The organism is Pseudomonas sp. LFM046 (assembly GCF_000949385.2).
Lineage (GTDB): Bacteria > Pseudomonadota > Gammaproteobacteria > Pseudomonadales > Pseudomonadaceae > Metapseudomonas.
In genome coordinates, this window is sequence record NZ_JYKO02000001.1 from 1890749 (window position 1) to 1908606 (window position 17858).

Annotated in this window: 16 protein-coding genes and 6 tRNA genes; 17 read left to right on the plus strand and 5 right to left on the minus strand. The window is 64.2% G+C overall.

The window, feature by feature from the left end:
- Nucleotides 1-20 precede the first annotated feature (20 nt).
- Nucleotides 21-1067, minus strand: coding sequence for an HlyD family secretion protein (locus TQ98_RS08795; RefSeq protein ID WP_044874963.1), 1047 nt, complete (start codon nucleotides 1065-1067; stop codon nucleotides 21-23).
- A 108-nt stretch (nucleotides 1068-1175) separates the two neighbouring features.
- Between TQ98_RS08795 and TQ98_RS08800 the strand changes: the two genes are divergently transcribed.
- The 12 genes from TQ98_RS08800 (at nucleotide 1176) to TQ98_RS08855 (ending at nucleotide 7228) form a co-directional block, all read left to right on the plus strand.
- Complete coding sequence (locus TQ98_RS08800) at nucleotides 1176-2096, plus strand: LysR family transcriptional regulator (protein ID WP_044874964.1); 921 nt, start codon at nucleotides 1176-1178, stop codon at nucleotides 2094-2096.
- Nucleotides 2097-2122: 26 nt separating this feature from the next.
- The gene (gltX, locus tag TQ98_RS08805; protein ID WP_044874965.1) at nucleotides 2123-3604 is read left to right on the plus strand and encodes a glutamate--tRNA ligase; all 1482 of its coding nucleotides are present in this window, start codon (nucleotides 2123-2125) and stop codon (nucleotides 3602-3604) included.
- Between the two features lie 146 nt (nucleotides 3605-3750).
- Nucleotides 3751-3826, plus strand: a tRNA-Ala gene (locus tag TQ98_RS08810).
- Between the two features lie 39 nt (nucleotides 3827-3865).
- Nucleotides 3866-3941, plus strand: a tRNA-Glu gene (locus TQ98_RS08815).
- 44 nt (nucleotides 3942-3985) lie between these two features.
- Nucleotides 3986-4061: transfer RNA gene (locus TQ98_RS08820), tRNA-Ala, on the plus strand.
- Nucleotides 4062-4123: 62 nt separating this feature from the next.
- Nucleotides 4124-4199 (plus strand) — tRNA-Glu (locus tag TQ98_RS08825).
- A gap of 43 nt (nucleotides 4200-4242) precedes the next feature.
- Nucleotides 4243-4318, plus strand: a tRNA-Ala gene (locus tag TQ98_RS08830).
- 49 nt (nucleotides 4319-4367) lie between these two features.
- Nucleotides 4368-4443: transfer RNA gene (locus TQ98_RS08835), tRNA-Glu, on the plus strand.
- A 170-nt stretch (nucleotides 4444-4613) separates the two neighbouring features.
- Nucleotides 4614-5153, plus strand: coding sequence for a TetR/AcrR family transcriptional regulator (locus TQ98_RS08840; RefSeq protein ID WP_044874966.1), 540 nt, complete (start codon nucleotides 4614-4616; stop codon nucleotides 5151-5153).
- Between the two features lie 11 nt (nucleotides 5154-5164).
- Nucleotides 5165-6007, plus strand: a complete 843-nt coding sequence (locus TQ98_RS08845) for an alpha/beta fold hydrolase (protein WP_044874967.1) — start codon at nucleotides 5165-5167, stop codon at nucleotides 6005-6007.
- A 127-nt stretch (nucleotides 6008-6134) separates the two neighbouring features.
- Entirely contained in the window at nucleotides 6135-6782 is a 648-nt protein-coding gene (locus tag TQ98_RS08850; RefSeq protein WP_044874968.1) for a bifunctional 4-hydroxy-2-oxoglutarate aldolase/2-dehydro-3-deoxy-phosphogluconate aldolase, read from the plus strand.
- Nucleotides 6779-7228 (plus strand): thioesterase family protein, encoded by a 450-nt coding sequence (locus TQ98_RS08855; protein WP_044874969.1) that lies wholly within the window; start codon nucleotides 6779-6781, stop codon nucleotides 7226-7228. The genes TQ98_RS08850 and TQ98_RS08855 overlap by 4 nt, the downstream gene beginning before the upstream one ends.
- Nucleotides 7229-7231: 3 nt before the next feature.
- Here the strand turns inward: TQ98_RS08855 and TQ98_RS08860 are convergent, their stop codons facing one another.
- Nucleotides 7232-7624: a hypothetical protein gene (locus TQ98_RS08860; protein WP_052659256.1), complete on the minus strand. Its 393-nt coding sequence runs from the start codon at nucleotides 7622-7624 to the stop codon at nucleotides 7232-7234.
- 126 nt (nucleotides 7625-7750) lie between these two features.
- Here TQ98_RS08860 and TQ98_RS08865 point away from each other — a divergent pair, with 126 nt between their 5' ends.
- Nucleotides 7751-8725 (plus strand): tRNA-dihydrouridine synthase, encoded by a 975-nt coding sequence (locus TQ98_RS08865; protein ID WP_044874970.1) that lies wholly within the window; start codon nucleotides 7751-7753, stop codon nucleotides 8723-8725.
- A gap of 23 nt (nucleotides 8726-8748) precedes the next feature.
- Here TQ98_RS08865 and TQ98_RS08870 read toward each other — a convergent pair whose 3' ends face one another.
- The gene (locus TQ98_RS08870) at nucleotides 8749-9495 is read right to left on the minus strand and encodes an SDR family oxidoreductase (RefSeq protein WP_044874971.1); all 747 of its coding nucleotides are present in this window, start codon (nucleotides 9493-9495) and stop codon (nucleotides 8749-8751) included.
- A gap of 112 nt (nucleotides 9496-9607) precedes the next feature.
- Here TQ98_RS08870 and TQ98_RS08875 point away from each other — a divergent pair, with 112 nt between their 5' ends.
- Nucleotides 9608-10054: an Hsp20 family protein gene (locus TQ98_RS08875; protein ID WP_044874972.1), complete on the plus strand. Its 447-nt coding sequence runs from the start codon at nucleotides 9608-9610 to the stop codon at nucleotides 10052-10054.
- A 59-nt stretch (nucleotides 10055-10113) separates the two neighbouring features.
- On the opposite strand, the gene TQ98_RS08880 is transcribed toward TQ98_RS08875, so the two are convergent.
- Nucleotides 10114-13794 carry a bifunctional diguanylate cyclase/phosphodiesterase gene (locus TQ98_RS08880; RefSeq protein WP_103102918.1) on the minus strand — a complete coding sequence of 1227 codons (3681 nt, stop codon included), beginning with the start codon at nucleotides 13792-13794 and terminating at the stop codon, nucleotides 10114-10116.
- 105 nt (nucleotides 13795-13899) lie between these two features.
- The gene (locus tag TQ98_RS08885; protein WP_044874975.1) at nucleotides 13900-14787 is read right to left on the minus strand and encodes a LysR family transcriptional regulator; all 888 of its coding nucleotides are present in this window, start codon (nucleotides 14785-14787) and stop codon (nucleotides 13900-13902) included.
- Nucleotides 14788-14955: 168 nt separating this feature from the next.
- Between TQ98_RS08885 and leuC the strand changes: the two genes are divergently transcribed.
- The 3 genes from leuC to TQ98_RS08900 are packed head-to-tail and all read left to right on the plus strand — an operon-like array spanning nucleotide 14956 to nucleotide 17822.
- Nucleotides 14956-16380 carry a 3-isopropylmalate dehydratase large subunit gene (gene leuC, locus TQ98_RS08890; protein WP_044874976.1) on the plus strand — a complete coding sequence of 475 codons (1425 nt, stop codon included), beginning with the start codon at nucleotides 14956-14958 and terminating at the stop codon, nucleotides 16378-16380.
- Nucleotides 16381-16395: 15 nt separating this feature from the next.
- Entirely contained in the window at nucleotides 16396-17040 is a 645-nt protein-coding gene (gene leuD / locus TQ98_RS08895; RefSeq protein ID WP_103102919.1) for a 3-isopropylmalate dehydratase small subunit, read from the plus strand.
- A gap of 17 nt (nucleotides 17041-17057) precedes the next feature.
- Nucleotides 17058-17822: a class I SAM-dependent methyltransferase gene (locus TQ98_RS08900; RefSeq protein WP_044874979.1), complete on the plus strand. Its 765-nt coding sequence runs from the start codon at nucleotides 17058-17060 to the stop codon at nucleotides 17820-17822.
- Nucleotides 17823-17858 lie beyond the last annotated feature (36 nt).

Below are 17858 nucleotides of genomic sequence, written 5' to 3' on the forward strand. Positions count from 1 at the left end.
CCATGGGGCGGAGCAGTGCGTCAGCCGCCATGGTTTTCGGCCTTCAGGCGCACCTTGACCAGTACGGACATGCCCGGGCGGATACGGCCCTTGAGCGGGTTGTCCGCGGCAAAGGTCAGCTTCACCGGAATGCGCTGTACCACCTTGGTGAAGTTGCCGGTCGCATTGTCCGGTGGCAGCAGGCTGAACTGGGCTCCGGAAGCGGCGAACAGGCTGTCGATGCGGCCTTCGACCGGCGTGTCAGGGAAGCTGTCGAAGATCAGTTCGGCGGTCTGGCCCGGCTGCATCCGCTCGATCTGGGTTTCCTTGAAGTTGGCCTGGACCCAGATATCCGAATCTGGTACCAGGGACAGCAGGTGTGCGCCGACCTGGACGTACTGACCGTTGCGGGCGGCGCGCTGGCCGACCCGTCCATCCACGGGAGAGCGGATTTCAGTGCGGCCGAGGTTCAGCTCGGCTTGGGACACTTCCGCGCGGGCGTTGGCGATCTGCGCTTCCAGGCGCTTGATCTCGGCATTCAGGGCGTCTACCTGTTGGCGCTGAGCCTTGAGGTCAGCCTCCGCCTTGGCGACCTGGGAGCGAGCAACTCGGGAGTCGGCGGACAAGGTGGTAACCCGCTCCTCGGAAATGAAGCCCGGCTTGCGCAGGGTCTCGGCGCGGGACAGGTCGATCTGGGTGCGGCCCAGGGTGGCCTGGCTGGCGGCTACGTCGGCCTGACTGGCGGCGATCAGGCTGGATTGCTGGGTCAGCTTGCTCTGCGCCTGGGCCAGTTCCGCCTCGCGGGTAGCGAGTTGGGCGCGGGCGCGTTCCAGGGCGAGTTTGAAGTCGTCGGCTTCCAGGCGAATCAACAGGTCGCCTTTTTTCACCTGCTGGTTGTCGTTGACCAGCACTTCTTCGATGCGGGCGCCCAGTTGGCTGGAAATTCGGGTGATTTCACCCTGGACGTAAGCGTTATCGGTGGTCTCGACGAAGCGGCCGATCAACAGCCAGTGGGCGAAGAGGCCGGTGGCGACCAGTGCCACCAGGGCAATGAAAATGAACAGGCGGCGTTGCAGTTTGGCGGGCATGGCAAAACGTGGCTCGAAGTCTTTGCAGAATATTGCGAATCTATCAGTGTTCCGTGCTCGCAAATAGCCAGTACAATTCAGAAACTTTGTTGCTTATAGGGAACAATAATGGGGCTGGATGATGCGCTGATCTTCACCCGCGTGGTGGAGTGCCACAGCTTTACCCAGGCGGCCCAGAGCCTCGGCATGCAGAAGTCGACCGTCAGTCGGCGCATCGCGCTGCTGGAAGAGCGGCTCGGCGTGCGCCTGCTCAACCGAACCACCCGCAAACTGCGCCTGACTGAAGTGGGCCTGGCCTACTACGAGCGCTGCCGGCAGATCATGCTGGACTTCGCCGAGGCGGAGCAGGCGGTGATGCAGTTGCAGCAGGAGCCTTCTGGCCTGCTTCGGGTCACCGCACCGATCGAGTTTGGACAGCTGTTCCTCGGCAAGGTGCTGGGCAGTTTCATGCGCCAGTACCCGCAGATCACAGCTGAAGTGGAGATCACTTCACGCAACGTCGATCCGCTGGAAGAGGGCGTGGACATCGCCATCATGATCGGTCAGCCCCAGGACTCCACGCTGATCGCTCGCAAATTGTTTGAAAGCGACCGTCGCTTGTGCGCCAGTCCGGCCTATTTGGCGTCCCATGGTACGCCGCGCACGGCGGAGGCGCTGGCGGGGCACCGTGCCGTGTTGCTCCCGCAGGACTCGCAGCGCTATTGGATGATTCAGGGTGAAAGCGTGCCCTGCCAGCGTGTCCTCTACTGCAACAACATCACATTCGCCCGTGAGGCAGTGCTGGCCGGCGCTGGCATTGCCGCTCTGCCGGTCCTGTTCACCGAGCCCGCAGTGCAGCGAGGCGAGCTGATCGAACTCCTGCCGGAGGCTCGCCTGCCCAGCGGCGAAATCTATGCGGTCTATCCGTCGCGGCGCTTTCAGGCGATGAAGGTCAAGGCCTTCCTCGACTTCCTGATGCGCAGCCTGCCAGTCCAGGAAGGACACTTGCTGGAGCCGGCGGCGGCCAGCCTGATAAGATCGCGCCTTTGATCGTCCCTCAGTTCCGAGAGCACCCCATGACCACCGTCCGTACCCGTATCGCGCCGTCGCCCACTGGTGACCCGCACGTGGGCACCGCCTACATCGCCCTGTTCAACCTGTGTTTCGCGCGCCAGCACGGCGGTCAGTTCATTCTGCGTATCGAAGACACCGATCAGTTGCGCTCCACTCGGGAGTCCGAGCAGCAGATCTTCGAAGCCCTGCGTTGGCTCGGCATCGAGTGGGATGAAGGTCCGGATGTTGGCGGCCCCCACGGCCCGTACCGCCAGAGCGAGCGCGGTGAGATCTACAAGAAGTACTCCCAGGAGCTGGTGGACAAGGGCCATGCCTTCCCCTGCTTCTGCACCGCCGAGCGCCTCGACAAGCTGCGCGCCGAGCAGACCGAGCGCAAGGAAACCCCGCGCTATGACGGTCATTGCATGCACCTGTCCCGAGACGAGGCCGACAAGCGCATCGCCGCCGGCGAGCCCCACGTGGTGCGCATGAAGGTGCCGAGCGAAGGCGTCTGCGTCGTGCCGGACATGCTCCGCGGCGATGTGGAAATCCCGTGGGACCGCATGGACATGCAGGTGCTGATGAAGACCGATGGCCTGCCCACCTACTTCCTCGCCAACGTGGTGGACGACCACCTGATGGGCATCACCCATGTGCTGCGTGGCGAAGAGTGGCTGCCTTCGGCACCCAAGCTGATCAAGCTCTACGAATACTTTGGTTGGGAGCAGCCCAAGCTCTGCTACATGCCGCTGCTGCGCAATCCGGACAAGAGCAAGCTGTCCAAGCGCAAGAACCCCACCTCCATCACCTTCTACGAGCGCATGGGCTTCCTGCCCGAAGCGATGCTCAACTACCTGGGCCGCATGGGCTGGTCCATGCCGGACGAGCGGGAGAAGTTCTCTCTGGCGGAAATGATCGAGCACTTCGACCTGTCCCGTATTTCCCTAGGCGGCCCGATCTTCGACCTGGAGAAGCTGTCCTGGTTGAACGGCCAGTGGATTCGCGAATTGCCGGTGGAGCGCTTCGCCGCCGAGGTGCAGAAGTGGGCCCTCAACCCCGATTACCTCATGCGCATCGCGCCGCACGTGCAGGGCAGGGTGGAAACCTTCAGCCAGATCGCGCCGCTGGCCGGCTTCTTCTTCTCCGGCGGTGTGCCGCTGGACGCCAAGCTGTTCGAGCACAAGAAGTTGACTCCGGATCAGGTGCGTCAGGTCATGCAATTGGTGCTGTGGAAGCTGGAGTCCCTGCGTCAGTGGGAGAAAGACCGCATTACCGGTTGCATCCAGGCTGTGGCCGAACACCTGGAACTGAAGTTGCGCGATGTGATGCCGCTGATGTTCCCGGCCATCTCCGGTCAGGCTAGTTCGGTTTCGGTGCTGGATGCCATGGAAATCCTCGGGGCTGATCTCAGCCGCTTCCGCCTGCGCCAGGCCATCGAGTTGCTCGGTGGCGTGTCGAAGAAGGAAACCAAGGAGTGGGAGAAGCTGCTCGCCGCCATCGCCTGATGGCGCTGCGGCCGGTGCGGGGAGGCCCCTGCATCGGCCGGCGGCGGGTAAGTGTTTGTTCTTCCAGATAAAAAAGTTCGTGTTGTTGAAAAAATAGTGTTGACAGCGGGAGGGGGCGCCCCTAATATGCGCCCCGTCCTCGCGACGGGGCTATAGCTCAGCTGGGAGAGCGCTTGCATGGCATGCAAGAGGTCGACGGTTCGATCCCGTCTAGCTCCACCACTCCTTCAAGAGTGGGTCGCGAAAAGGCATGAAGGTTTCGTCCCCTTCGTCTAGTGGCCTAGGACACCGCCCTTTCACGGCGGTAACAGGGGTTCGAGTCCCCTAGGGGACGCCAATTTCCAGCAGCATCGGCAATGCCGGTGCAGCCGAAGCGGTTTCGGGGCTATAGCTCAGCTGGGAGAGCGCTTGCATGGCATGCAAGAGGTCGACGGTTCGATCCCGTCTAGCTCCACCAAACACGATGCGCCACGCATCACAAGGGCCAGCCTAGCGCTGGCCCCGTTGTTCGAAGGTTATGTCCCCTTCGTCTAGTGGCCTAGGACACCGCCCTTTCACGGCGGTAACAGGGGTTCGAGTCCCCTAGGGGACGCCACTTTCCAGCAGCATCGGTAACGCCGATGCAGCCGAAGCAGTTCGGGGCTATAGCTCAGCTGGGAGAGCGCTTGCATGGCATGCAAGAGGTCGACGGTTCGATCCCGTCTAGCTCCACCAATCACTACTCAGGGCCAGCCTAGCGCTGGCCCTGCTGTTCGAAGGTTCTGTCCCCTTCGTCTAGTGGCCTAGGACACCGCCCTTTCACGGCGGTAACAGGGGTTCGAGTCCCCTAGGGGACGCCACTTTCAAGTTTCCCGCTCTGCGGGCTTTTCAAGGGTCATTCCAGCTTGGGATGGCCCTTTTGTTTTTCTCCCTCCTGTAAATCGCGGCTGCCGACGAGCGGCGAGCCGTGCGTCTTGCCAATTTGTATTATGCAAATAATATTATGAGTGTAATTCAATTGGAGGCTGCCATGAGCGACAAGAAGGCCCTGACCCGTGAACGCATCCTGCAAGCCGCTGGTTCCGCGCTGTTGCGACGGGGACCCCACGAGCCCGGTGTGGCAGATGTGATGGGGGCCGCTGGGCTCACGGTGGGAGGCTTCTATGCCCATTTCAGCAGCAAGGAGGCGTTGATGCTGGAAGTCTTCGAGCAGTTGTTGCGAAAGCGCCGGGACCTGATGGCACTTATCGATCCGACTCTGCCCGGCGTTGAGCGCCGTGCCCTGGCCGCGGGCTTCTACCTGTCGCGCAAGCACCGCGATACGACGGATTCCGCCTGCCCGTTACCCAGCTCCCTGGGGTTGATGTCGCAGTTGCCGGAGGCCTACCGGCAAAGGCTGATCGAGCACCTGGAGGTGCTCAGCGCGAGGATGTGCGACCGCCCCGAGGATGCCGACAAGGCCCTCGCCGATATCGCCCTGATGGTGGGTGGCCTGACCCTGGCCCGCGCCCTGGGCCAGAGTGACCTGTCCGACCGAGTACTGCGCGCCGCCAAGACAGCGGTCATCTAAGGAGCCTGACCATGAATAACCTGAGCCTGATTCGCGGTCTCCACGCCACTCTCGGCCGGCTGGCACCGCAGACGGTTGCGCGCCGTATGCGCCGCCAGTTCATGACACCGCGCAATCTGCCGCCCCGGGATTGGGAGATGCCGCTGCTGGGCAGTGCCGAGCGCATCACCCTGCGTTTTGGACTCTCCGCCCTGCGTTGGGGGAGTGGCCCCACGGTGCTGCTGATGCACGGCTGGGAAGGGCGCCCAACCCAGTTCGCCAGCCTGATCGAAGCGCTGGTGGAGGCCGGCTACGGCGTGGTGGCACTGGACGGCCCGGCTCATGGCCACTCGCCGGGACAAGAAGCCAATGTGGTGCTGTTTGCTCGCGCCCTGTTGGAGGCAGCCGGCGAGCTGCCGCCACTGCATGCGGTGATCGGCCATTCCATGGGCGCTGCCAGTGCGATGCTGGCCAGTCAGATGGGGCTGCGGGCCAGGGCGCTGGTCAGCATCTCCGCCCCCAGCCGTATCCTCGGCCCGTTGCGTAGCTTCGCCAATTTCATGGGGTTGCCACCAAGGGCGCGGGCACACTTCATCAGCCTGGTGGAAAGCCATGCGGGGATTCCGGCGGCGCATCTCGATGTAAGGCGTTATCAGCTGGAGATTCCCGGCTTGGTGGTGCACGCCGAGGATGATCCGGTGATTCCCGCCAGTGAAGCGGACGTCATCCACGACTTCTGGTTCGACAGCCAGCTGCTTCGATTGGCGCAGGGTGGTCACCAGCGCCTGCTGGCCGATCCCTGTCTGGTAACGGCCGTGCTAAGCCTGTTGGCAGAGGTGGGCGAACGCAGTGCCTTGGCGGAAGTCGCCTCCTGAGCAGGGGGCTGCGCGCCGTTGCGGGGCTGGCAGGTGACCCGTCGTCAGTGCTCTACTTCCAAGGTTCACCGGGCCGGCGTGGTCGGCTGCGAGTCGGGCCCGGGAACTTGGCGATGGGAGAACTGACATGAGCCTGACGATGGATGTGGTGTTGCAGCGGGCGCGACCGGTTCTGCCCGTGCTGGTGATCGAGGATACGGGGTTGGCCGTGGAGCTGGCGGGGGCGTTGAGCGCCGGTGGCATCGAAGTGCTGGAAGTGACCCTGCGCACACCGCGGGCGCTGGATGCCTTGGCAGCGATCCGCAAGGAGTTCCCAGACCTGCTGGTAGGGGCGGGCACCCTGATCCATACCGAACAATTCCTGGAGGCGCGCGACGCCGGAGCGCAATTCGCCGTCAGCCCCGGTTGCACCGAACGACTCGCGGCGGCTGCCGAGGATTCCGGCTTGCCGTACCTGCCCGGGGTGATGACGCCGTCCGAGGTGCTGCTGGCGCTGGAGTATGGCTACCGTTCACTCAAGCTGTTCCCTGCCGGCAATGGCAGCGTGAAGATGCTGAAGAGCCTGAAAGGGCCTTTTACCGGCATCCGCTTTTGCCCCACGGGCGGCGTGACCCCGGACAACCTCCTGAGCTTCCTGCGCCTGCCCAACGTCGCGTGTGTCGGTGGCACCTGGATCGCACCGTCGAGCCTGATCCGTGCCCGCGCCTGGGACCAGATCACCCAACTTGCCGCCGAAGCCCGCGAACTGGCCAGTAGCCTGGAGCACCATTCATGAATTGGGACATGCCCGATCCGTTCGTCATCGACATCAAGGTTGGCGCCGAAGACATCGACGGCCTCGGCCACGCCAACAATGCCGTTTACGTCAGTTGGCTGGAGCGCTGCGCCTGGCGCCATTCCCAGAGCCTGGGCCTTGACCTGACCGAATACCGGCGCCTCGATCGTGCCATGGCCGTGTTGCGTCACGAGATCGACTACTTGCTGGCCGCGTACGAAGACCAGGAGCTGCAGATGGCCACCTGGATCGTCGAATCGGACCAGCGCCTGAAGATGGACCGCCGCTTCCAGTTGGTGCGGCCGGAAGATGGCACCACCCTCCTACGGGCGAAAACCACGTTCGTCTGCATCGAACTCTCCAGCGGCAAGCCCAGGCGCATGCCGACCGAGTTCGTCGAGGGCTACGGGCGCGCATTGCAGCCGCCGTTCCCGCTGGAGCTGTAGCCGTCAGTCCGCCGCCGGCGCGAGGAAGACCTCGCGCTGGTTCTGCACGATGCGCAGGTGGCGGACTTCGCCGGGCTGGATGATGGCGGATTGGAAGCTGCCCGCTTCATCGCCGTCGCAATAGCCGTTGCCGTTCTGGGCGACCCGCAGGGCGACTTCCCCCGCCGGCACCGGGATGCTCACCGACTGCCCAGGGGCGATCTGCGCCACCAGCTCGTTCTGCACGTAAAGGTCGATATCGCAGGCGTTCGGCGCGTTCTCATCTCGGCTGACCAGCAGCTCGCCAAAGGCTTCGGGTGATGGCTGCGCGGGGGTTGAAAGGATTGCCTGGCTGGCGGCGAAAACCTCGGTGGTGACCAGCATGAGCGCGGCAAGTACGGGAATGAAGGAATTCATTCTGGCAGTTCTCCTGCACCGAATCGGTGATTTTTCGACCACCAGTCCAGCCGGATGCTCCTTGGGATATTCGCCGTCCGTCATGCTGCGTAAACTACCCGCCTTTTTCTGTTGAGCCTGTCATCCATGCAAATCGCCCTGGCCCCCATGGAGGGACTGGTCGACGAGATCCTTCGCGATGTGCTGACCCGTGTCGGCGGCATCGACTGGTGCGTGACCGAATTCATCCGGGTCTGCGACCGCCTGCTGGCGGCCAGTACCTTCGAGAAACTGGCCCCCGAACTGGCCGAGGGCGCGCGCACCCGCGCCGGTACGCCCATGCGCGTTCAATTGCTGGGCTCCGACCCGGTCTGCCTGGGGGACAATGCCGCCTTCGCCTGTGAGCTGGGCGCGCCGGTGATTGACCTCAATTTCGGCTGCCCGGCCAAGACGGTGAACAAGTCCCGTGGCGGGGCGGTTCTGCTCAAGGAGCCGGAACTGCTTCATGCCATCGTCAGCGAGGTGCGTCGCGCGGTGCCGGCGGCCGTTCCCGTGACGGCCAAGATGCGTCTCGGTTTCGACAGCCCGGATGGCGCCCTGGATTGCGCCCGGGCCCTGGCCGAAGGCGGTGCCGAGCAGATCGTGGTGCACGCCCGGACCAAGGTGGAAGGTTACAAACCGCCGGCTCATTGGGAATGGGTGGCTCGGGTGCAGGAAGCGGTCAAGGTGCCGGTATTCGCCAACGGCGAGGTCTGGACCCTGGACGACTGGCGCCGCTGCCGCGAAGTCAGCGGGGTGGAGGACATCATGCTCGGCAGAGGGCTGGTGTCGCGTCCCGACCTGGCTCGGCAGATCGCTGCTGCCCGGGCCGGCGAGCCGGTGCAGGAAATGACCTGGGGCGAACTCCAGCCGATGCTGCAGGACTTCTGGCGACAGGCCCGCAAGAAACTCGCCCCGCGTTACGCGCCGGGGCGCCTGAAGCAGTGGCTGGGGATGCTCACCCGCAGCTACCCCGAGGCCGTCGCGCTGTTCGCCGAAGTGCGCCGCGAGAACGATTGTTCGCGCATCGATGCGCTGCTCGGTGTGCCCGATCTGCAGCGGGACTGGGCCGAAGCCGTCTGAGGCTTCTGTGCGAGGCAGGGGTGCTAGCGCGCTCCCGCCACATCCAGCAACGCCCCGCTGGTGTATGACGCCTCTTCGCTGGCCAGCCAGAGAATCGCGCTGGCGACTTCTTCCGCTTCTCCGCCGCGCCCCATGGGCACCGCCACTCGTACCCGCTCGACTCGGTCAGGCTCGCCGCCACTGGCATGGATTTCGGTGCGGATCACGCCAGGGCGCACGGCATTGACGCGAATGCCTTCGGCCGCCACTTCCTTGGCCAGGCCCAGGGTCATGCTGTCGATGGCCCCTTTGGCCGCTGCGTAGTCGATGTACTCGTTGGGCGCACCAATGCGCGCGGCTATGGAGGACAGGTTGATGATGGCGCCGCCCTGGCCCCCGTGACGGGTGGACATGCGTCGGACGGCTTCCCGTGCACAGAGGAAACTGCCCACTACATTGGCCCGCAGTACACGCTCCAGCCGGGCCGCATCCATGTCCTCCAGGCGCATCTGGCGTTCCAGCATGCCGGCATTGTTCACCAGCACATCCAGCCTTCCGAACTCCCGGTCCAGTCGTTCGAACATCTGTCGCACCTGGGACTCGTCCCCTACGTCAGCACACAGCGCCAGGGCGCGGCCACCGGCGGATTCGATCTCACGCACCAGGGTCTCGGCTGCTTCCTGCTGCTGGCGATAGTTGATGCCCAAGGCGTAGCCGCGCTGTGCGGCAAGGCGCGCCGTGGCGGCGCCGATGCCGCGACTGGCGCCGGTGATCAGCATGACTTTGTGCATGGAAAATCCTCGGGGGCTTGAAATGGTGTCGGGCGTCCCTATCTAGGTTACTGCGGGATGCCGAAGTCGGGTCCCGCGATTGAAACACTTGCTGATTATTCAGGAGATCACCATGAGCACTGCATTTTCCCTCGCGCCCCTGTTTCGCCATTCCGTAGGCTTCGACCGTTTCAACGACCTGTTCGAGTCGGCCCTGCGCAACGAATCCGGCAGCAGCTACCCACCCTACAACGTCGAGAAACATGGCGACGACCGCTACCGCATCGTCATTGCGGCGGCCGGTTTCCAGGAAGAAGACCTGGACCTGCAGGTTGAACGCGGCGTGCTGACCGTCGCCGGCGGCAAGCGCGAGAAGAGCGACGAATCCGTCACTTATCTGCACCATGGCATCGCCCAGCGTGCGTTCAAGCTGTCCTTCCGCCTGGCCGACCATATCGAGGTCAAGGCTGCCGGCTTGCAGAACGGCCTGCTGAACATCGACCTGGTGCGCGTGGTGCCGGAGGAAGCCAAGGCCAAGCGCATTCCGATCAACGGGCAGCGTGCAGCGCTGGAAAACTGATCTCCGGATCAAGCCGGAAAGAGGAGGGCGCCCAAGGGGCGCCCTTTTTCTTGCCAGCTTCAGACCGGTGACGGCCGTTGCAGGCTGTGGGCCAGCATGGCGCGGAACTCACCCAGAGGCAGCGGCTTGCTGTAGAGGTAGCCCTGATAGAGGTGGCAGCCCTGGTGCTCGAGGAAGGTCAGTTGCTCGCTGTGCTCCACGCCCTCGGCGATCATTTCGAGGCCCAGGCTGCGGGCCATGGCGACGATGGCGCGAATGATCTCGGCATCGTTGGGGTCTTGGGTGGCGTCGCGGACGAAGGACTGATCGATCTTCAGCACATCCACCGGCAGGCGCTTGAGGTAGGTCAGGGACGAATAGCCGGTGCCAAAGTCGTCCATGGCGAAACTCACCCCGAGCTTCTTCAGCCGGCGCATCTTGCCGATGGTGTCATCGATGCTCTGGATGACAATGCCTTCGGTGACCTCCAGCTTCAGCATCTTTGCCGGTAGTTGGCTCTGCTGCAGGCTGCGCTCGACCCGTTCGACGAAATCACTCTGGCGGAACTGGCGGGGGCTGATGTTCACGCACAAGCTAAATCTGCCGGCATCGGCCAGGCCTTCCGATACCAGTTGGTCGCAGGCATCACAGGCTTCCTTCAGCACCCAGGCGCCGACGTCGAGGATCAGGCCGCTTTCTTCCAGCACCTGAATGAACTGGGCGGGGGACTGCGGTCCCAGGGAGGGATGCTGCCAGCGGAGCAGGGCTTCGGCGCCCACCACGCGGTTGTCCCGGGCGTCGACCTGGGGCTGGAAGTGCAGTTCGAACTCGCCGCGGGCCAGGGCCAGGCGCAGGTCGCTCTCCAGGCGCAGTCGTTGGCTGGCGGCGTCCTGCATGGTGGTGCGGAACATCTGGATGGCATTGCGGCCGGAATCCTTGGCCCGGTACAGCGCGATGTCCGCCCGCTTGAGCAGGTCCGCCGGACTGGCGCCGTGGTCGGGAATCAGGGCGATGCCGATGCTCGGGGTGACCTGCAGGCGGTGACCGTCCAGCAGCATGGGCTCGGCCAGCAGCTGGCGCAGCTTGTCGGCGATGGTGCGTACCTGGCGGGTGACTTGCGAGCGCTTGCCTTCGAGCCCGGTCAACAGCACCACGAATTCGTCGCCACCCAGGCGTGCCACCGTGTCCTCCATCCGGACGCTGGCTTCCAGGCGTGCGGTGACCATCTTCAGCACCGCATCACCCAGGGGATGTCCCAGGGAGTCGTTGATGTGCTTGAAGTGGTCCAGATCGAGGAAGAGCAGGGCGCCGCGCATGTTGTGGCGCTGCAGCAGGGCGATCTGCTGGGTCAGGCGGTCGGTCAGCAGGGCACGGTTGGGCAGGTTGGTCAGCGGGTCGTGGTAGGCCAGGTGCTGGATTTGCGCCTGGGCATCCTTCAGGGCACTGATGTCGCGCGCGGTGAGCAGCAGGCAGGCAGTGCCGTCCAGATCGATCTGTTCCACCGAGACTTCCACCACCTTCTGGCTGCCGTCACGGTGCTGGCCGAGCATTTCCAGGTGGTGCACGCGCCCATTGCGCTTGAGCTGGTCCAGCAGGTGATCGCGCTCGATGGGCTTGGCCCAGATGTTCATTTCGCCAGCGGTACGGCCCAGCACGTCTTCGGCGCGATAGCCGGTCAGGCGGCAAAAGCCCTCGTTGACTTCGATGTAGCGGCCGGTGTCGCGCTCGGTGATGGTGATGGCATCAGGGCTGGAGTGGAACGCCTTGGCGAATTTCTCCTGGCTCGCCTTCAGGGCTGCCTCGGCCTGCTGGCGTGCGGTGACGTCACGGAAGGTGGTGGTGACGCAGAGTTGGCGCTCGACGCGGATGAAGCGGCTGGAGATGACGCAGGTGATCTGGCGGCCGTCGCGGGTCGTGAAGCGCGCCTCGACGTTGTCCAGGCCCTGGTCGCGCAGCAATTCGCTGAACAGTCGTGTGCGCTGCTCGGGCTCGGACCAGAAGTGAATGTCCGGCGCACTGCGGCCGACGATCTGTTCCGGCTGCCAGCCGAATACTTCCGTGAAACTCGGGTTGATCTCGATGAACACGCCGTCGCGAATGCGGGAAACGCAGATGGGATCGGGGCTGCCCTGGAACAGCGTAACGAACTTCTCCTCCGAGGCCGCCAGGCGCTGCTCGCGGCGCACCCGCTCGCTGATGTCCATGAGGATGCCGGTCATCCGGAGCGGATTGCCCTGCTCATCGCGATAGAGCTTGGCGGTGCTTTCCAGGTAATGCACCTCGCCATCGCTGAAACGTGTGCGGTAGGTGACCTGATACTCGTTGCTGCGCCCGTCAAGCAGGTCCTGGTAGGCCCGGCGCATGCTCCGCTGGTCTTCGTCCGGCACGCAGTCGAAGAAATCGCGGAATTGGCCCTCGAAGGGCTCTTTGGCCATACCGTGCAAGGCCGAGGCACGGGCCGATCCGTAGAGGACCCCATTGGCGATATGCCAGTCCCAGGTGCCCAGGTCGGCAGAATCCAGTGCCAGGTTGAGGCGTTCCTGGCTCTCCTTCAGGGCTTGCTCCTGAGCGCGCTGGCGGGAGACATCGCGGGCCGTCAGCACCAGGCAGGTGCGGCCGTCCAGTTCGATTTCCTCGCCGTAAAGCAGGCAGATCGCGTGAGTGCCGTCGCGGTACTTCAGGTTTACTTCCAGCTCGCTGAGGCTGCCCTGGCGGTGCAGGCTGTCCAGCATCGCCTGGCGTTGTTCCAGGCTCTCCCAGATGCCCAGCTCCAGTGAGCTGCGGCCGATGGTTTCGTCCTTGCTCCAGCCGAACTGGCGTTCGAAGCCGGCATTGATTTCCAGGAATCGGCCGCTTTCGCGGTCGGTGATGACCACCGCTTCAGGGGTGCAGCGAAAAGCTTTGGCGAATTTCTCCTCGCTCTTGCGCAGGGCATTTTCGGCCCGCTTGCGCTCAGTGGTGTCGAGGAAGGTGCTGATCAGATACGGCTCGCCTTCGAGCTCGATGTACTGAGTGGAGAGCACGCCATCGAGGAGGCGGCGGTCGCGGGTGCGCAGCTTCACCTCCTGGGAGATCGGCGCGCTATTGCCCAGCGTCTGGCGGAGCAGCCACTCGCGTTGGGCGAGGTCCTCCCAGATGCCCAGCTCAAGGGTGGTGCGGCCTACGGTTTCGGTGGCCGGCCAGCCCAGTACGTTTTCGAAATGCTGGTTCGCCTCGACGATCAGGCTGTCAGTCGCGCGCACCAGCAGTACGACGTCCGGGCTCAGGTGGAAGAGGCTGGAATAGCGCTGCTGGGAGCTGGCCAGTGCCTCGGCGCGTTGCTGCTGCTGGGTGACTTCGCGGATGACGCCGATCATCCGTCGCTTGCCTTCGGTCTGCGGTTGCAGGCTGCCGCTGATTTCCAGCCAGTGCAGGCTCCCGTCAGGCCAGCGGATGCGATGGCGCAAGGCCCGTTCGGACTGACGCCCGGATACGACCTCCCGGAACAGCCGCAATACTTCGTCGCGGTCAGCCTCGGGAATCAGTTCGATGTAATTCACCGGTTCGCGCAATGGCTGGCGCGGATCGAGGCCGAACAGGGCCTGGGCGCCCCGGGACCAGCTGACCTGGCCGGAATCGATGTCCCAGGACCAGGCGCCGAGCTGGGCGCCGTTCAGTGCCGCCAGCAGGCTGGGCGCGTCTTGCCAGGTCTGCTCAAAGGCAGCGGGGTCAAGGGCGGGGATATGGGGAAGCGGAGGACTCTGATCACTGGATTTGCGCATACGCGCCCCTTCCGACGGCAGATAGTCGGGCCGGTGAATGGCTGGCCGATCATGGCGCCTTCCCGGCCTTGTTCTTATTGATGCGGCTCAACTTAGCCTTTGCGCTTACAGGTACGCAAGGTTGTCGCGTTGAGCGTCCAGCAGAGCCATGAAGGCCTTGGCGGCGTTGGACAGGGTGCGTTCGGTGTGGAGGATGTAGCCGAGCTGGCGGGACAACTGGATATCCTGCAGCGGCAGGCGTACCACCGAGTCGTCGAGCATGGTGCGGGGCAGCACACTCCAGGCGATACCGATGGAGACCATCATCTTGATGGTCTCCATGTAGTTGGTGCTCATGGCGATGTTCGGCGTCAGGCCCTCGGCCTCGAACATGCGGCGGACGATGTGGTGGGTGAAGGTGTTGCCGCCGGGGAAGACCGCCGGATGCCGCGCCACGTCGGGGAGAAAGATGGTCTTGTCGCGGGCCAGCGGGTGCTCCGGTGCGGCGACGAAGTCCAGCGGGTCGTTCCAGACCGGTACCGCCTGCACCGGAAGTGCGGTTTCCGGCGCGAGGGTGATCACGGCCAGTTCCACACGGCCATGGAGGATTTCCTCGTAGGCCACTTCGGAGTCGAGGAACTGGATGTCCAGGGCCACCTGCGGGTACGCCCTGGTGAAGGCGCGCAGCAGCGGAGGCAGGCGGTGCAGGCCGATATGGTGGCTGGTGGCGAGGGTCAGGCGGCCACTGATGTCGCCGGAGAGGTTGCTCAGGGCGCGGCGGGTATCGTCCAGGACGTTGAGAATCTGGTAGGCCCGGGGGAGTAAGGCGCGTCCGGCCTCGGTCAGGCTTACTTCGCGTCCCAGGCGGTCGAAAAGACGCACGCTGAGTTGCTGCTCCAGGGAGGCGATGCGCTTACTCACCGCCGGCTGGGTCAGGTGCAAGCGTTCTCCCGCTTCGGAAAAGCTGCCGGTCTCGGCGATGGCGATGAAGGCGTTGAGGCTGGCCAAATCCATATCTGGACTCCGTGGTTGCTGGTCCCGCGTTCGCTGCATTCCTTGCTGGAATGCTTTAAATAAAAAATATGAATTTGAGTTATTCGATGCAAGCCCCTAGGATCGACCCCACAAGCAAAAGGGGCTTTCGACCCCTTCGCACCGAAGCAAGCTGATGAGGACCTGACAATGGCCGGCAAGACGCTCTACGACAAGCTCTGGGATGCTCACGAGGTGAAGCGCCGCGACGATGGTTCGTCGCTGATCTACATCGACCGTCACATCCTCCACGAAGTGACCTCTCCGCAGGCCTTCGAAGGGCTGCGCCTGGCCGGTCGCAAGCCCTGGCGCATCGACGCCAACATCGCCACCCCGGACCACAACGTGCCCACCACCCGTGCCGAGCGCCAGGGTGGCCTCGAAGCCATCGCCGACGAAGTGTCGCGCATCCAGGTCAAGACCCTGGACGAGAACTGTGACGATTTCGGCATCCTCGAATTCAAGATGAACGACGTGCGCCAGGGCATCGTCCACGTGGTCGGTCCGGAGCAGGGCGCCACCCTCCCGGGCATGACCGTGGTCTGCGGCGACTCCCACACCTCCACCCACGGCGCCTTCGGTGCGCTGGCCCACGGCATTGGTACCTCCGAGGTCGAGCACGTGCTGGCCACCCAGTGCCTGGTGGCGAAGAAGATGAAAAACATGCAGGTGCGCGTGGAGGGCAAACTGCCCGCCGGCGTCACTGCCAAGGACATCGTGCTGGCTGTGATCGGCAAGATCGGCACTGCGGGCGGCAACGGCCATGCCCTGGAGTTCGCCGGCAGCGCCATCCGTGACCTGTCCGTCGAAGGCCGCATGACCATCTGCAACATGGCCATCGAAGCCGGTGCCCGTGTGGGCCTGGTGGCCGTGGATGAGAAAACCATCGCCTATGTAGAAGGCCGCCCCTTCGCGCCGAAGGGCGCTGACTGGGAAAAGGCCGTGGCCGCCTGGCGTGACCTGGTGTCCGACGCCGATGCCCACTTCGATACCGTGGTCGAACTGCGTGCCGAAGACATCATTCCCCAGGTCAGCTGGGGTACTTCGCCGGAAATGGTGCTGCCGGTGGATCAGCGTGTGCCGGACCCGGCCGTCGAAGCCGATCCGGTCAAGCGCGGCTCCATCGAGCGCGCCCTGAAGTACATGGGCCTTGCCGCCAACCAGGCGATCACCGATATCCAGCTGGACCGCGTTTTCATCGGCTCCTGCACCAACTCCCGCATCGAGGACCTGCGTGCCGCCGCCGAAGTGGCCAAGGGCCGCAAGGTCGCTTCGACCATCAAGCAGGCGCTGGTGGTGCCGGGCTCGGGCCTGGTCAAGCAGCAGGCCGAGAAGGAAGGCCTGGACAAGATCTTCATCGAGGCCGGCTTCGAATGGCGTGAACCGGGCTGCTCCATGTGCCTGGCCATGAACCCGGATCGCCTGGAGAGCGGCGAGCATTGCGCGTCCACCTCCAACCGCAACTTCGAGGGGCGTCAGGGTGCCGGTGGTCGTACCCACCTGGTCAGCCCGGCCATGGCTGCCGCTGCCGCGGTGACCGGCCGTTTCATCGATGTTCGCGAGTTGCTCAAGTAAGGAAGGAGAGTCGAGATGAAAGCCTTTACCCAACACACCGGTCTCGTCGCTCCGCTGGATCGCGCCAACGTCGACACCGATCAGATCATTCCCAAGCAGTTCCTGAAGTCCATCAAGCGCACCGGCTTCGGCCCGAACCTGTTCGACGAGTGGCGCTACCTGGACGTGGGCCAGCCGAACCAGGACAACTCCAAGCGTCCGGTGAACAAGGAGTTCGTGCTGAACTTCCCGCGCTACCAGGGTGCCAGCGTGCTGCTCGCCCGCGAGAACTTCGGCTGCGGCTCCTCCCGTGAACATGCGCCCTGGGCCCTGGACGAGTACGGCTTCCGCGCCATCATCGCGCCGAGCTACGCCGACATCTTCTTCAACAACAGCTTCAAGAACGGCCTGCTGCCGATCATCCTCAAGGACGAAGAAGTCGACGAACTGTTCAAGCAGTGCGAGGCCGCCGAGGGCTACCAGCTGACCGTCGACCTGGCGGCGCAGACCGTGACCCGTCCGGACGGCAAGCAGTACAGCTTCGAGGTGGACGCCTTCCGTAAGCATTGCCTGCTCAACGGCCTGGACGATATCGGCCTGACCCTGCAGGACGCTGACGCGATCAAGGCATTCGAGGGCCAGTACCGCGCAAATAGCCCCTGGCTGTTCCGCGACGCCTGACATTCAAGGAGAGAAACGTGACTGACAAGGCCCATGAGCAGGTGGTCCAGCGCCAGTTCGGCGAACAGGCTGCTGCTTATCTCAGTAGTGCCGTGCATGCCCAGGGCGCCGAGTTCGCCCTACTGCAGGCCGAGGTGGCAGGGCGCGGCGATGCCCGCGTGCTCGATCTCGGCTGTGGCGCCGGCCATGTGGCCTTCCAGGTTGCACCGCTGGTCGGCGAGGTCGTCGCCTACGACCTTTCCGAGCAGATGCTCGACGTGGTGGCCAGCGCCGCCGCCCAGCGTGGCCTCGGCAACGTGGTCACGCAGAAGGGGGCGGCCGAGGCACTGCCCTTCGCCGATGCCAGCTTCGACTTCGTCTTCAGCCGCTATTCGGCGCACCACTGGAGCGACCTGGGCGTCGCCCTGCGCGAGGTGCGCCGCGTTCTGAAGCCGGGCGGCGTGGCCGCCTTCATCGATGTCGCCTCGCCGGGACGGCCGCTGCTCGATACCCACCTGCAAGCGGTGGAAGTGCTGCGTGACACCAGCCACGTGCGCAACTACTCGCCCGCCGAGTGGCTGCGCCAGGTGGCCGAGTCCGGCTTGTCCACACGCAGCCATGCCCGCCAGCGGCTGCGCCTGGAATTCGCCTCCTGGGTCGAGCGCATGCGTACGCCGATGGTGTTCCGTGAGGCGATCCTGGCCCTGCAGAATGCGGTGGGTCATGAGGTTCGCGAGTATTTCGAGATTGCCGCGGACGGCTCCTTCAGCACCGATGTCCTGGTGCTCTGGGCCGAACGCTAGAACGAACTGCCCGGCGCGGAGCGCGCCTAACGAGAG